The organism is Microbacterium sp. Ru50, from assembly GCF_002920555.1.
Classification (GTDB): domain Bacteria; phylum Actinomycetota; class Actinomycetes; order Actinomycetales; family Microbacteriaceae; genus Microbacterium; species Microbacterium arborescens.
In genome coordinates this window covers 14,960-29,503 of sequence record NZ_PQSV01000005.1, presented here as the reverse complement: position 1 = coordinate 29,503, position 14,544 = coordinate 14,960, and the positions used below count along the sequence as shown (strand labels likewise).

The 14,544-nt window shown below is 70.9% G+C and carries 13 protein-coding genes and 1 pseudogene; 8 read left to right on the top strand and 6 right to left on the bottom strand.

Annotation, left to right across the window (positions count from 1 at the left end; all coding sequences use genetic code 11):
* Window positions 1-11: 11 nt before the first annotated feature.
* Genes C3481_RS14455 through C3481_RS16815 form a run of 3 tightly spaced genes read left to right on the top strand, consistent with a single transcriptional unit; the run spans window position 12 to window position 2,184 of the window.
* Window positions 12-410 carry a YrdB family protein gene (locus tag C3481_RS14455; RefSeq protein WP_023955620.1) on the top strand — a complete coding sequence of 133 codons (399 nt, stop codon included), beginning with the start codon at window positions 12-14 and terminating at the stop codon, window positions 408-410.
* The gene (locus C3481_RS14450) at window positions 407-1,774 is read left to right on the top strand and encodes an FAD-binding oxidoreductase (protein ID WP_023955622.1); all 1,368 of its coding nucleotides are present in this window, start codon (window positions 407-409) and stop codon (window positions 1,772-1,774) included. The genes C3481_RS14455 and C3481_RS14450 overlap by 4 nt, the downstream gene beginning before the upstream one ends.
* A complete protein-coding gene (locus C3481_RS16815) occupies window positions 1,771-2,184 on the top strand; it encodes an NUDIX domain-containing protein (protein WP_258039134.1) in 414 nt (137 codons plus the stop codon). Before C3481_RS14450 ends, C3481_RS16815 begins: the two co-directional genes overlap by 4 nt.
* A 113-nt stretch (window positions 2,185-2,297) precedes the next feature.
* Here C3481_RS16815 and C3481_RS14440 read toward each other — a convergent pair.
* From C3481_RS14440 to C3481_RS14420, 5 genes and pseudogenes are all read right to left on the bottom strand, one after another.
* Window positions 2,298-3,056: pseudogene (locus C3481_RS14440) on the bottom strand (ROK family protein); the annotation flags it as partial.
* A complete protein-coding gene (locus C3481_RS14435) occupies window positions 3,053-4,018 on the bottom strand; it encodes a carbohydrate ABC transporter permease (RefSeq protein WP_023955628.1) in 966 nt (321 codons plus the stop codon). The pseudogene C3481_RS14440 and the gene C3481_RS14435, both read right to left, overlap by 4 nt.
* Complete coding sequence (locus C3481_RS14430) at window positions 4,015-4,953, bottom strand: carbohydrate ABC transporter permease (RefSeq protein ID WP_023955630.1); 939 nt, start codon at window positions 4,951-4,953, stop codon at window positions 4,015-4,017. Before C3481_RS14430 ends, C3481_RS14435 begins: the two co-directional genes overlap by 4 nt.
* Before the next feature lie 64 nt (window positions 4,954-5,017).
* The gene (locus tag C3481_RS14425) at window positions 5,018-6,277 is read right to left on the bottom strand and encodes an extracellular solute-binding protein (RefSeq protein ID WP_064955728.1); all 1,260 of its coding nucleotides are present in this window, start codon (window positions 6,275-6,277) and stop codon (window positions 5,018-5,020) included.
* 95 nt (window positions 6,278-6,372) lie between these two features.
* Window positions 6,373-7,521 (bottom strand): ROK family transcriptional regulator, encoded by a 1,149-nt coding sequence (locus C3481_RS14420; RefSeq protein ID WP_071919188.1) that lies wholly within the window; start codon window positions 7,519-7,521, stop codon window positions 6,373-6,375.
* Between the two features lie 173 nt (window positions 7,522-7,694).
* Here C3481_RS14420 and C3481_RS14415 point away from each other — a divergent pair, with 173 nt between their 5' ends.
* The 3 genes from C3481_RS14415 (at window position 7,695) to C3481_RS14405 (ending at window position 10,215) form a co-directional block, all read left to right on the top strand.
* On the top strand, window positions 7,695-8,132 hold the full coding sequence (locus tag C3481_RS14415; RefSeq protein WP_023955636.1) for a hypothetical protein: 438 nt from the start codon (window positions 7,695-7,697) through the stop codon (window positions 8,130-8,132).
* A gap of 122 nt (window positions 8,133-8,254) precedes the next feature.
* On the top strand, window positions 8,255-9,694 hold the full coding sequence (locus C3481_RS14410; protein ID WP_103843026.1) for a L,D-transpeptidase family protein: 1,440 nt from the start codon (window positions 8,255-8,257) through the stop codon (window positions 9,692-9,694).
* Window positions 9,695-9,762: 68 nt separating this feature from the next.
* Window positions 9,763-10,215 carry a GNAT family N-acetyltransferase gene (locus C3481_RS14405; protein WP_103843024.1) on the top strand — a complete coding sequence of 151 codons (453 nt, stop codon included), beginning with the start codon at window positions 9,763-9,765 and terminating at the stop codon, window positions 10,213-10,215.
* Between the two features lie 75 nt (window positions 10,216-10,290).
* Here C3481_RS14405 and C3481_RS14400 read toward each other — a convergent pair whose 3' ends face one another.
* Window positions 10,291-12,507 carry an NADP-dependent isocitrate dehydrogenase gene (locus tag C3481_RS14400; protein ID WP_103843023.1) on the bottom strand — a complete coding sequence of 739 codons (2,217 nt, stop codon included), beginning with the start codon at window positions 12,505-12,507 and terminating at the stop codon, window positions 10,291-10,293.
* A gap of 115 nt (window positions 12,508-12,622) precedes the next feature.
* Here C3481_RS14400 and C3481_RS14395 point away from each other — a divergent pair, with 115 nt between their 5' ends.
* On the top strand, window positions 12,623-13,603 hold the full coding sequence (locus C3481_RS14395; protein ID WP_103843021.1) for an acetylxylan esterase: 981 nt from the start codon (window positions 12,623-12,625) through the stop codon (window positions 13,601-13,603).
* Entirely contained in the window at window positions 13,600-14,517 is a 918-nt protein-coding gene (locus tag C3481_RS14390) for an N-acetylglucosamine kinase (protein WP_103843019.1), read from the top strand. The genes C3481_RS14395 and C3481_RS14390 overlap by 4 nt, the downstream gene beginning before the upstream one ends.
* Window positions 14,518-14,544 lie beyond the last annotated feature (27 nt).

Here is a 14,544-nt window from a genome sequence, read left to right as displayed (position 1 = left end):
GAATCGGAGGCATGTCCGAACTGCCGAACGTCCGTCCCGCCACCCCCGAGGCGCCGCAGCAGGCGGCCGGCACGCGACGCGCTCTCTCGGCGATCGAGCTCCTCGCCTTCGCCTGCCAGCTCTTCGCCTTCGCGACCTTCGCGATCTGGGGCTTCGCGGCATGGGACTTCCCCCTCAACCTGGTCTTCGGCATCGGCGCTCCCGTCGTCGCGATCCTCCTGTGGGCTCTGTTCGTCTCGCCCCGCGCCGTGCTCATGGTGCACCCGTTCGTGCGCGCTCTCGTCGAGCTGTTCGTCTACGCCTCGGCGACCATCGCGTGGTGGAGCATGGACCAGGCCTGGATCGGCCTGGTGTTCGGAGTCATCGCGGTGACCTGCGGCGTGATCGCCGGGCGCCGGCGCCTGTCATGACCGCTCCCGACGTCGTCGCGCGGCTCGTGGCCGAACTCGGCGACCGCGTCGACGTCTCGGATGCCGGTCGGGCCGCCGCTCGGGCGGACAAGTCGGGCCAGGCGGCATCCGGATCGGCCCTCGCCGTCGTCCACGCCCGCACCGTCGAGGACGTCCAGGCGACGATGCGCATCGCCTCCGCCACCGGCACCCCCGTCGTACCGCGTGGCGCCGGCACCGGTCTGGCGGGCGGAGCGAACACGGGCGCCGGTGAGATCGGGCTGTCGCTGCGTTCGATGGACCGCATTCTCGAGGTCCGCCCCGACGACCTCATCGCCGTCGTCGAGCCCGGCATCCTCAACGGGCAGCTGAACGCGGCACTCGCGCAGCACGGGCTCTGGTGGGCACCCGATCCCGCGAGCCGCGACATCTCCACCGTCGGCGGCAACATCGCCACCGGCGCGGGCGGCCTGCTCTGCGCGAAGTACGGAGTGGTGCGAGACGCGGTCCTCGGCCTCGACCTCGTGCTGGCCGACGGCCGCCTCATGAGTCTCGGACACCGCACCGTGAAGGGCGTGACGGGCCTCGACCTGACCTCGCTCGTCATCGGCTCGGAGGGCATTCTGGGCGTCGTCGTCGCCGCGACGCTGAAGCTCCGCCGCCTCGTCCCCGGCGAGGCGCGCACGATCGCCGCGACGTTCACGGACGTCCGCTCCGCCGCGGTCGCGGCATCGGCGGTCACGGCAGCCGGGATCCAGCCGGCGATCATGGAGCTGATGGACGCGACATCCCTCGCCGCCTCGCACCGCCTCCTCGGGCTTTCCGCCCCCACGCCCGGCGCCTCGCAGCTGACGGTTCAGACCGACGGCCCGGGCGCGACGGCCGAGGCGGAGGCTGTCGTCGCGGTGCTCGCCGCGTCCGGCGGCACGGTGCGCCTCGCCGCCGACGACGCCGAGGCTCAGCAGCTGTGGACGGTGCGGCGGTCGATGCATCCAGCGATGGAGACGCTGGGAACCGCGCTCATCGAGGATGTCTCGGTGCCGCGGAGCGCGCTGCCCGCGATGTTCGACGAGATCGCCCGCATCGAGGAGCGCTTCGGTCTGACGATCCCGACCGTCTGCCACGCCGGCGACGGCAACCTGCACCCGAACTTCATCTTCGACGGCGACGAGGTCCCGGAGGTCATCTGGGAGGCGGCGGAGGACCTCTTCCGGTCGGCTCTGCGCCTGGGCGGCACCCTCACCGGCGAGCACGGCGTCGGCGTCCTGAAGCGACGCTGGCTCGCCGACGAGCTCGGCGACGACCAGTGGGAGCTGCAGCGACGCATCGCGCGGGTCTTCGACCCCGCCGGCATCCTGAACCCGGGAAAGGTGTTCGCGTCGTGACCGGGCCCGCCCCCGCCCGCGAGGTCCACGTCAGCGCGGCGGTCGTGACCGACGGCAACGCGCGCACGCTCCTCGTCCGCAAGCGCGGCACCGAGCGGTTCATGGCTCCCGGCGGCAAGCCCGAGCCGGGCGAGTCGGCCGGCTCCGCCCTCGTGCGCGAGCTGCACGAGGAGCTGGGCGTCGTCGTCGCCGAGCACGACCTGACCTATCTCGGGCGGTTCGAGTCGGATGCCGCGAACGAGCCGGGCTTCCGCGTGATCGCCGAGACGTTCGCGGTCACGCTCGATCCCGCGTCGGTCAGCGCCGCCGCCGAGATCGCCGAGGCGCGCTGGCTCACGGCCTCCGAGGCCGCGGCGCTGCCGCTCGCCCCGCTCAGCACCGAGCATCTGCTCCCGCTCGCCTGGGCCTGAACGGCGGCGCCGAGCGCTCCTACCGGCACATCGCGGGGCACGAGCTCGACCCGCTCGTCCAGACGCAGCGACCGCAGGAACGGCGATGCGCCGGCGGATGCGGCGAGCGCGGCCCGCACCGGGACGAGGAGCCGGTCGCCGAGCGCGGAGACGCCCCCGCCCAGGACGACCGCGTCGACATCGGTCGTGAGCACCAGCAGCCGGACCGCCGCCTCGACGCCGCGCACCACGTCGGCGCGGATGCCGGCGGCCCGCTCGTCCCCCGCATCCGCGGCGTCGAAGACCGCGAGCATGGGCAGCGGCGCGGAACCGCCCCATCGCTCGGCGACCGCTCCGCCGCCCGAGAACGCCTCGATGCATCCGCGCTGTCCGCAGCGGCAGCGCGGACCGTTCGGATCGATGGGGATGTGCCCGATCTCACCGGCCGCGCCGCGCCCGCCGCGCCGGGGCCCCGTCTCGTCGACGATGCCCGCGGCGACGCCGGTTCCGAGGTTGAGGTAGGCGAGCGATCCGCCCGCGGGACGAAGCGCCTGCGCCCCGACCGCCGCGTACCGCACGTCGTTGTCGATCGCCGGCCGGACGCCGATCCGCGCCGCCACGGCTCCCGCGAGGTCGTACCGGTCGACCCCGAGGTTCAGGGCATGCTCGACGACACCGCTGCCGGGCCGGATCTGCCCGGGCACGCCCACGCCGACGGCGACCTCCGGCGCCGCCCCCGCGAGGTCGGTGACGACCGCCGCGATACCGTCGGCGACGGCATCCCCGCCCCATCCTGTCGGCCGACGACGGCGGGCGATCTCGCCGCCGTCATCGTCGACGGACACGGCGAGGATCTTCGTGCCGCCCACGTCGACACCGATGCGCAGCGTCATCCCTTCACGGCCCCCGACACGAGCCCGCCCGACATCCGCCCTTGCACGATGAGGAAGAAGATCACGACGGGGATCGAGATGAGAGTGGATGCCGCCATCACCGCGCCCCAGTTCGTCGCGGCCGTCGCCGACTGGAACGACAGCAGCCACGGCGGGAGGGTCAGGTTGTAGCCCTTCATGAGCAGCAGCGCCATCGTGAACTCGTTCCACGACTGGATGAAGGCGAAGATGCCGGTCGCGACGAGTCCGGGCGCGAGCAGGGGGAACGTCACCTTCCAGAACGCCTGGGTGCGAGTGCAGCCGTCGATCATGGCCGCCTCTTCGAGATCGGCCGGAACGCCCGCGACGAATCCGCGCAGCGTCCAGATCGTGAAGGGGATGACGGCGGCGACGTAGACGATTCCGAGACCGATGAGGGTGTTCATCAGACGCCAGTCGTCGATCATGCCGTAGATCGTGAACATCATCGCCTCGCCGGGGATCATCTGCACGATGAGCACCGCGACGATGAACGAGCGCCGCCCGCGGAAGCGGATGCGGGCGACGGCGATCGAGGCGAGGAAGGCCAGCACCAGCGTGATGACGAGCACGCCCACGGTCACGAGGGTCGACGAGAGCAGCCCGTGCACGAAGTCGGTCTGCCCCGGGGCCGCCTCGCGCGTCCACGCCGTGGCGTAGTTGCCGAGCGTGAAGTCGAAGGGGAGGAAGCTCGGTGTGCGGCTGATGATGCTCTCGCCGCGCGTGAACGACATGTTCAGCATCCAGTACACCGGGAACACCGAGCACACGAAGACCACGAGTGCGGCGAGGTTGAGCCCTGCTCGCGAGAGGATGCGGCGACGCGGCGGTCGTCGGACGGCGAGCGAACGCGGCCGGGGACGCTTCGCCCGGCCCACCTCGCCGACGACCTCGTCGACCCCGATCGTGCCGAGCTGGGTCGCGGGGGTGACCTGGGTGCTCACAGCTCCTCCTCCTTGAGCGTGGTGCGGATGTATCCCCACGAGAGGGCGAGGAGCAGCACGACCATGAGCACGCCGATCGCGCTCGTGACGCCGAACTCCCCCGGTCCCTGCCGGAAGATGTAGGTGCCGAGCACGTTGGTCTCGGAGATGAGGCCGCCGCGCTGCTGCAGCGCGTAGACCTGCGTGAAGATGCGGAGGTTCCAGATGACCTGCAGCACGACGACGACGGTGACGACGTTGCGCAGGTACGGGAACACGACGAGGCGGAACCGCTGCCACCCGACCGCGCCGTCGAGGGATGCCGCCTCGAGCACCTCGGCGGGCACCTGGCCGAGCGCGGCGTACAGGGTGAAGGCGGCGAAGGGCACCCCCTGCCACACGACGATGACGGTCAGGACGAAGAAGAACGACCACGGGTTCGCCAGCCACGAGTGGTTGGTCCAGTCGGTGGATCCCGTCATGGTGTTGAGGGCCCAGTTGACGATGCCGTACTGCGAGTCGAAGATCCACCCCCAGACGGTGGTCGCCGCGAGCGGCGGCATCGCCCAGGCGAGCAGGAGACCGAGCGAGACGAGGATGCGCCAGCCGCGCCGCAGGCGCGTCATGAGCACTGCGACCAGGGCGCCGAGCCCGACGATCAGCACGGTCATCGCGACCATCAGCCCGAGGCTGCGGACGAGGACGGCCGGGAAGTCGGACTGCGTGAAGACCTCGAGGTAGTTCTCGAACCCGATGAAGTCGGGAAGCGTGCCCTGCACCTTGTTGCGGATGGCGTAGTCCGTGAACGACTGCACGAGCATCAGCACGGCGGGATACCCGACCATCACTCCGAGAATGATGAGCGAGGGGCCCAGGAGCGTCAGCGCGCCGACGTTGTCGCGACGGCGGCGAGCCCGCTCTCGCGGGGTCGGCGTGCGCGTGAGGACGTTAGTCATCGTCCTGCCCTCTCTGCGATCGTCGTGGGACGCGGAGCCCGGCCCCGCGCCCCACGACGCTCGACTACTTGTTGAGGATCGCTTCGATCTGGCCGTCGAGCTCGGTCGCGATCGCCGTGACGTCGCCGCCCTGCGCGATCTTCACGAGGGCGTCCTTGATGACACCCGACGACTCGACCTCGGACCAGTTCGGGCTCGCCGGCACGGCCTTCGACGATGCGACGGCCTTCGCGGCCTCGGCCGTGATCTCGTCGTCGGGCAGGAACTCGGCGAACGAGGTCAGGGCGGGGATGAGCCCGTTCTCGGCGAGGATCTTCTGGTAGCCCTCCGAGAGGATGATCTTCAGCGCGGCCTCGGCCTTGTCGGGCGCGTCCGACTTCGCCGCGATCGCGATGTTCGAGCCGCCCGCGAAGACGGGAGCGACCTCGCCGGCGGTCATGCCCGGGAGGGCGAACGCCTTCAGGTCGGCGCCGGCGGTCTCGGGGCAGCCCGGGGCCTTCGCGTCGTCGGCGGGCGCGAGGATCGACCACTTCACCCACGCCGGAGCCGAGAGGAAGCCGATCTCACCGGCGCAGAACGGAACCTGCGGGTCGGTCTCGTCGGCGTCGGCCGGCGCGATCGTCGCGTTCTGGTAGACGTCCTGGAGCATCGTCAGACCGGCGATGCCGCCCGAGCTGGAGAATCCGCCCTTCCAGGTGTCGCCGTCCTGCGTCGCGATCTCGCCGCCGTTCGCCCAGACGTACGGCAACGCGTTGTACCAGTCCTTGCCGGGGGCGTAGATGCCCGACTTCGTGGCGGTCGTCGCGGCGATGCCGTCGGCGACGTACTCCTCGAGCGTCGTGGGCACCTCGCCGCTGTAGGACGAGGGCGAGTAGAAGACGATGCGCGACCCCGCGTAATAGGGAGCGGCGTACAGGCTGCCGTCTGCCGACCCGAGCTCGACGAAGCTCTGCAGCAGCTCGTCGCCGCCCAGGTCCGCCTCGAGATCGGAGATGTCGAGGAACAGCCCCTGGTCGATGAAGCCGGGCGACTGCGTGTTACCGACCTCGACGAGGTCGGGCGCGTCGTTCGACGACAGCGCGGCCACATAGTTGTCCGCGGTGTCTGCCCAGGTCTTCTCCTCGATCGTGAGCGTCCAGCCCTCGTTCTCGGCTTCGAAGGTCTTCTTGAGGTAGTCGCGCGCATCCTGCGGCGTGTCGGTGCCGACCAGCCACACGGTCAGGTCTCCGGTCTCGGCGCTCTGTCCCGCGTCGCCGCTCGCGCAACCGGCGAGCAGCAGGGCGGAGACACCGAGGAGCGACAGTGCTCCGAGGCTCTTCTTCATGGTGATTCCTTCTTCTCTGGTGTCGACGAGTCGGATGGGCTCGTCCGGGTGTGGAGCGGGTGGTGCAGGTGGGGCTATGGAGCTGTGGAGCGAGGTCAGGAGACGCCGAGGCGCCCTGACAGGACCATGACGGCAGCACCGCGCAGGACGATGTCCTGTCCCTGCTCCGTCATCCGCACCTGCAGCTCGTCGTGGAACGTGGCGAGCGTGCGGGTGCGCACCGTCTCGGCCGCGGCGCTCGCGAGCGCCCCGTCGAGAAGTTCCGCGGGGCCGGAGAGCACGACCTCCGACAGGTCGAGAGCGCCGACGATCGGCGCGAGGGCGATTCCCAGGCGCTCACCGGCGTCGCGCAGGAGTCCTTCGCGGTCGTCCGCGTCGCCGGCATCGATGCGGGCGGAGAGCGAGGGAACCGAGATCCAGGCCTCGAGGCATCCCACTTTGCCGCAGACGCAGTCGGGGCCGCCGTCGGTGCCCACCGTGACGTGTCCGATCTCACCGGCCGCCGAGCGCGCGCCGCGCAGCGGGTCGCCACCCGTGAGCAGGCCCGCACCGACACCGCGGCCGACCTTCACGAGGATGATGTCGTCGCCGGCACCGCCGAACGTGTGCTCCGCCAGCACCGCGGCGTTGGCGTCGTTCGCGACCAGTACCGGCACGCCGACCGCCTCGCTCAGGATGCCGGTGAGGTCGACCTCCTCCCAGCCGAGGCCCGGCGCCGCCAGCACGACCCCCGCGGCGTCGACGACACCCGGGGTGCCGACGCCGACGCCGAGCACGGGAGCGTGCGCGTCGCGCACCAGCGTGCGCGCCAGTTCCACGACCGCCGGCAGGATCGCGGCGCGGTCGCGGGGCACGACGACCTCGTGACGGGCCACGATCTCGCCGTCGAGGGTCATCACGGCCCCCGTGAAGTGGTCATTGCCCGAGAGATCGAGGCCGACGATGCGGTGCCCGTCGCGGGCGAGATCGACGAGGATGGCGGGCTTGCCCGGGCCCGCGGCCTCGCGCGTGCCCTGCTCGGCGACGAAGCCGTCGCCGATGAGCTCTGCGACGAGGTCCGAGATCGTGACGCGGGTCAAGCCGGTCTCACGCGCGAGGTCGGCGCGGCTCATCGCTCCCCCGTGGAAGAGCCGCTCGAGCACGAGTGCGCGATTGTGCGCCCGAGCGTGCTCGGGCAGGATCTTCGCGCCCGGGCGCCGAGTGCGCGTCGTGCGCCGCGGGGCCTCGGTCTCGGTGTTCGTCATGTTTGTTAGTAGACCTTACGAATGGGTCGCGCACAACCCGCGGGCCGGGGTTTGCTAGTGATGTTTACAAACCTGTTACATCCGCGCTCCGCATCCCCGGCCGATGTCAAGGGGAACGTTCGAGCGCTGCTCCTCCGTAGGGTGGAGGAATCGCCGCCCCGAGGAGAACCCCCATGAACCGTCGCCTGCCCGCCCTCGCCGTCACCGCTCTCGCACTCGTCGCCCTGACCGGCTGCACCGGAGGAAACGACTCTGCAGCCGGCGGCGCGAGCCCCGCCAGCACCCAGTCGGTCGAGGAGGCGTGCACGCAGGTCAACGACGTCATGACCGAGGCGACGCAGGGCATCCAGGAGATCGACCCCTCCGACCCCGCCGCCGCGGCCGGCGCACTGCGGACGATCTCGGACGGCATGGGCGACGCGGCCGCCGAGGTGACGAACGCGGAGGTGTCCGGCATCCTGCCCGATCTGCAGGCCGCGTTCTCTTCGGCCGCCGACTCGATGGAAGCCGTCGCCGCTGGCGACACCGATCGGGCGACCGAGCTCACCACGGCGCTGAGCGACGTGCAGGGCAGCATCGACACGTACACCGACCTCTGCGGCACCAACTGACGTCGGGCGCGATCGGGTTCACGCCGCTGCATAACGCTCTGGTTTCACTCAGGCCGCTCTCGGACCGGTGTCGCGTACCATGAGTTCCGAGTGCGCGTTAACGCGCAGACGGGGGTACAGCGGTGACGGATGTCGCGTCGAAGCACGATCATGAGAGCACGGCCGAGTCGGACGTGCTCTCGAGCGATCCCGGACAGCGCGTCGAGTGGGCACCGGTCGAGCCGGCGCGCAAGAAGCGGCGCCTCGGCCTGTGGATCGGCGTCCCCGTCGGCGTGGTCGCCCTCGGTGCCGCTGCTGCGTCATTCTTCCTGATCGCCCCCGGTACGACCATCTCGGGGGTCCCGGTCGGATTCATGACGCCCGGCGCCGCGGCATCCGCCGTGCAGGACCGTCTCGACCAGACCACCGTCACCCTCGGAGACGGCGGCGCGAGCATCTCGGGCGCCGACCTCGGAGCGCAGGTCGACGGCACCGCCCTCGCGACTTCGGCCTTCGACGCCCGGCCCGCCTGGAACATCACGCAGTGGTTCGGCGACCCCATCGACGCACCGATCACGCTCGACGAGGCGGCTGCCACCGACGCTCTGCGCAGCGCCGCAGGCGACCTGTACGTCGAGCCCACGCCGGCCTCCCTCTCGTTCGACGGCACGTCGTATGTCGTCAGTCCCGACGTCCCCGGCGCGGGAGTCGATCCCGAGGCGGCCCGCGCGGGCCTGCAGAGCGCCTTCGACTCCGGCACGACCGAGGCCGTCATCGACCCCGAGCTGACCCCCGTGTCCGCACTGACGACCACCGCCGCTGCCGAGGAGGCCGCCGCTTCGCTCAACGGAATGCTCGACGGCGTCGGCTTCTACGTCGGCGACGAGCGCACGGTGCCCGTCGACCGCGCGACGGCCGCGAGCTGGCTCACGATCGGTACGAAGGACGACGGCTCGTTCGAGATCACCGCGGACGCCGCCGCGATCCAGCCCGTCGTCGACACGCTTCCGGCGCTTGTCGATCGCGCGCCGGTGAACGGCGTGGTGTTCGCCAATGCCGCCGGGGAGATCATCGACGACTCCGACGCCGGTCTCGACGGCCGCACGCTGACCTCGACCGACGGCATCGCCGCCGGGTTCGCCGAACAGCTCGCGACGGGCGATGCCGCCTATCGGTTGCCGGTCGAGGTCGTTCCCGTCACCACCGAGACGATCACCCGCCTGCTCGAGGTCGACCTGAGCGAACAGCGCCTGTACCTCAAGGAGAACGGCGTCGTCGTCGATTCGTGGCTCGTCTCCACCGGCCGCCCCGGCGCCGACACGCAGACCGGCTATTACACGATCGGGTGGAAGACCCCGCGCCAGGACATGCGCGGCACCGCGGCCGACTCGGGCGTCAGCTACGTGCAGCCCGACGTGAAGTGGGCGATGTACTTCAACGGCGACCAGGCGTTCCACGGCGTCTACTGGCACAGCAACTGGGGCAATCGCATGAGCGCCGGCTGCGTCGGCATGCCCGACTCGCGCGCGGCCCAGATCTACGAGTGGGCCGTCGCCGGGACCGACGTCTACGTCCACGCCTGATCGGCGCATCCCGTCTCATCGTCCGATCGACCGATGCGCGGCGGATCGATCACCGTTAGCCTGTGACCATGGCTGACCTCCGAGTGGAAGAACTGTCGGCGTCGACGATCGTCGCGGTGAACAACCTGTCGCTGAAGCCCGGGCAGGAGCGCTTCGTCGTGCCCGAGAGCTACGCCATCGCCGCGACCGTGGTCGACCCGGCGACGTCCTGGCAGCGCGTCATCCTCGACGGCGACGAGGTCGTCGGCTTCGTCAGCGCCGGCTTCGACCCCGACGCGCCGCACGAGCACTTCCGCTCCGTGCTGTGGCGGATCAACGTCGACGCCGACGACCAGGGCCGCGGTGTCGGACGCTTCGCCGTCGAGCAACTGGTCGACGAGGCGCGCACGCGCGGATTCGACTGCCTCAACGTGATCTACGAGGCGGGCGAGGGCGGCCCCGAGGCGTTCTTCACGCGCGTCGGCTTCACACCTGTCGACGAGACCGAGTACGGCGAGGTCGTCGCCGAGATCCGCTTCTGACGGACTCCCCCGCGCACGACGAGGAACGCCCCGGACGCCGCAGCGACCGGGGCGTTCCGCCGTATCGAGAAGAGCTCAGAGCCCGTCGATGATGCGGTTGAGCGTCGCCGAGGGGCGCATGACGGCGGCGACCAGCTCGGCGTCGGGACGGTAGTAGCCACCGATCTCGGCCGTCGAACCCTGCACCGCGATCAGCTCTTCCACGATCGTGGACTCGTTCGCGGCGAGGGCCTCGGCGACCGGAGCGAAGGCCGCGGCGAGCTCGCCGTCGACCGTCTGAGCCGCCAGCTCCTGGGCCCAGTACAGCGCGAGGTAGAAGTGGCTGCCGCGGTTGTCGATCGTGCCCAGCGCGCGGCCCGGCGACTTGTCCTGCTCGAGGAACGTTCCGGTCGCGGCATCCAGCGTGTCGGCGAGCACCTTCGCGTGAGCGTTCCCGGTGTACTCGGCGAGGTGCTCGAACGAGGCGGCGAGGGCGAAGAACTCGCCCAGCGAGTCCCACCGGAGGTAGTTCTCGGCGACGAGCTGCTGCACGTGCTTCGGAGCCGAACCGCCCGCGCCGGTCTCGAACAGACCACCACCGGCCAGCAGCGGGACGATCGAGAGCATCTTGGCGCTCGTGCCCACCTCGAGGATCGGGAAGAGGTCGGTCAGGTAATCGCGCAGCACGTTGCCGGTGACCGAGATGGTGTCCTCGCCACGACGGATGCGCTCGAGCGAGTAGCGCGTCGCGTCGGCGGGAGCCAGGATCTCGATCGTGAGGCCGTCGGTGTCGTGGTCGGCGAGGTAGGTCTTCACCTTCGCGATGAGGTTCGCGTCGTGCGCCCGGTTCTCGTCGAGCCAGAACACGGCGGGCACGCCCGTCGCACGCGCGCGGGTGACGGCGAGCTTCACCCAGTCGCGCACCGCGACATCCTTCGTCTGCGTCGCACGCCAGATGTCGCCGGCCTGGACCTCGTGCGACAGCAGGACACCGCCCGACGAGTCGACGACCTCGACGGTTCCCGCGGCGGGGATCTCGAAGGTCTTGTCGTGCGAGCCGTACTCCTCGGCGGCCTGAGCCATCAGACCGACGTTGGGCACCGAGCCGATGGTGGCGGGGTCGAGGGGGCCGTGCTCGATGACGTCCTCGATCGTCGCCTGGTAGACGCCGGCGTAGGAGGAGTCGGGGATGACGGCGATCGTGTCGTCCTCGCCGCCGTCGGCGCCCCACAGCTTGCCGCCGTTGCGGATGAGGGCGGGCATCGAGGCGTCGACGATCACGTCGGAGGGCACGTGCAGGTTCGTGATGCCTTTGTCGGAGTTGACGTACGACAGGCGCGGGCCGGAGGCGATGGCCGCTTCGAAGGCCGCGCGGATCTCGTCGCCGTTCGCGAGCTGCGAGAGCCCCGCGAGGATGGCGCCGAGACCGTCGTTGGGGGTGAGACCGGCGGCGGCCAGGTCGTCGCCGTAGCGCGCGAAGACGTCGGCGAAGAAGGCGCGCACGACGTGGCCGAAGATGATCGGGTCGCTGACCTTCATCATCGTCGCCTTCAGGTGCACCGAGTACAGCACGTCATCCGATGCGGCCTGCGCGACGGTGTCGGCGAGGAAGGCGTCGAGGGCCGCGGCCGAGAGGAACGTCGCGTCGACGACCTCGCCCGGCAGGACCTTCAGGCCCGACTTCAGCTCGGTGACGGTGCCGTCCTGAGCCGTGAAGCGGATGGCGAGGACGTCGTCGCCCTCGATGACCGTCGAGGTCTCGTTCGACTTGAAGTCGTCGTGCCCCAGCGTCGCGACGCGGGTCTTCGACCCTTCGGCGAACGGCTTGTTGCGGTGCGGGTGCTTGCGCGCGTAGTTCTTCACCGACAGGGGCGCACGGCGGTCGCTGTTGCCCTCGCGCAGCACGGGGTTCACGGCGGAGCCCTTGATGCGGTCGTAGCGCGCGCGGACGTCCTTCTCGTCGACGTTCTGCGGCTCGTCCGGGTAGTTCGGGATGTCGTACCCCGCGGCCTGCAGCTCGGCGATGGCCGCCTTCAGCTGCGGGATCGAGGCCGAGATGTTCGGCAGCTTGATGATGTTGGCCTCGGGCAGCGTCGCCAGGCCGCCGAGCTCGGCCAGGGCGTCGCCGACCTGCTGCTCGGGGGTGAGGTTCTGCGGGAAGGCGGCGAGGATGCGGCCCGCCAGCGAGATGTCGCGGGTTTCGATGGCCACGCCGGCCGCGCCGGCGAAGGCCTCGACGATGGGCAGGAAGGAGGCGGTGGCCAGTGCCGGCGCCTCGTCGGTGTACGTGTAGATGATGGTCGAGTCGGGCACGTGTCGTCTCTCCAAAAAGCGCGTCGAGGGTCGATCCTCAGCGTATCGCACGGGCGTGGTTCTCTCGATGTCGAGATATCTCTCACGCCTGCGGGCTTCGCGCTAGGGTGAGCGCGTGCCGCGCTTCGATCTCCCGCTCGCCGAACTTCAGGACTACCGCCCGGAGGTGAGCGAGCCCAGCGATTTCGACGATTTCTGGTCCGCCACGATCGCGGGCTCGCGTGAGGCCGGCGGCGAGGTGACCGTGTCTGCGGCATCCGAGCTGTACGCGACGGTCGACGTGCACGACGTGACCTTCCCGGGGTACGGCGGCGACCCCGTGAAGGCGTGGCTGATCCTCCCCGCGCATCGCGAGGGGCCGCTGCCGGCGGTCGTGGAGTTCGTCGGCTACGGCGGCGGACGCGGTCTGCCGACCGAGCGGCTCGCCTGGGCCACCGCGGGGTACGCCTCGTTCGTCATGGACACCCGCGGACAGGGCAGCGTGTGGGGCAGCGGCGGCGAGACCCCCGACCCCCACGGCTCGGGCCCGGCCGTGCCCGGCTTCATGACGCGCGGCATCGAGTCGCCCGAGACCTATTACTACCGGCGGGTGTTCACCGACGCGGTGCGCGCGGTCGACGCCGTGCGATCGCTGCCGGAGGTCGACGCCTCCCGGGTCGCCGTCACCGGCGGCAGCCAGGGCGGCGGCATCGCGATCGCCGCAGCCGGCCTGAGCGAGGGTCTCGTCGCGGCGATGCCCGACGTCCCCTTCCTCTGCCACTTCGAGCGCGCCATCGGCTTCACCGGCAGCGACCCCTACCAGGAGGTCGTGCGCTGGCTCGCCGTGCACCGCGGCGCCGAGGCGCGGGCCTTCGAGACACTGTCGTACTTCGACGGCGTGAACTTCGCTCGCCGCGCCGACGCGCCGACCCTGTTCTCGGTCGGACTGCTCGATCCCGTGTGCCCGCCCTCGACGGTCTACGCCGCGTTCAACGCCTACCGCGTCGAGCACAAGGAGATGTCGGTCTTCCCCTTCAACGAGCACGAGGGCGGCCAGGGATACCAGTGGGAGGCGCAGGCCGCCTTCCTGCGTCGTGTGCTCGGCGGCAGCGCATGAGCACACGGCGAGTGCTCGCGATCGACGCGGGACAGAGCGGGATCAAGGTGCGCGCGGCTGCGGCATCCGGCGGCGACCTGCTCTTTCCCGGCATCCGGACCGGCGAGCCGCTCCTCCCCCAGCTCGCATCCGTCGTGGCCGAGACGATCGCACGCACGGGCGCACCGGCAGACGTGGTGGTCGCGGGCATCTCGGGGCTGACCGACGCGAATGCCGACGCCGACGCGATGCTCGCTCTCACGGCGGCCCACGGCGTGCGCCGCGTCGTCCTCGCCCACGACTCGACGACGTCGTTCCTCGGCGCGCTCGGCGACCGGCGTGGGGCTGTCGTCGCGGCCGGCACCGGGGTCGTCACCCTCGCCGTCGGCGCGGAGACCACCGCTCGCGTCGACGGGTGGGGCTGGATCATGGGCGACGCCGGCAGCGGATACTGGATCGGCCGTGAGGCCCTGGATGCCGTGATGCGCGCCTATGACGGCCGGGGGCCGACGACCGAGCTGACGGCGGCGGTCTCGGACCACTGGCCGGACCTGTCGCAGGCCTACATGAGTCTGCAGGCCGACCCCGACCGGGTCCGCATCGTCGCGAGCTTCGCCGCCGTCGTCGCGCGTGCCGCGGTCGCCGGCGACGCCGTCGCGCAGGACATCTCGGTGCGTGCCGCGCACGAGCTCGCGCAGAGTGTGCGCGCGGCGATCGCCCAGGTCCGCACCGACGAGGAGACCTTCCCGGTGTGCGCGATCGGCGGTGTCTTCGGCTCGGCACCGCTGCTCGAGGCATTCACCGCCGACCTGCACGCCGGCGACGCGTCGGTGCGCCTGGTGGCGCCCGTCGGCGTCGGCATCGACGGGGTCGTGGCCCTCGCCGACCTCGACGCCGCGCATCCCCTCGCCGCGGTCACCCACCGCGCCGGCTGAGCCGCCGCGACCGAGAACGCACCGCGC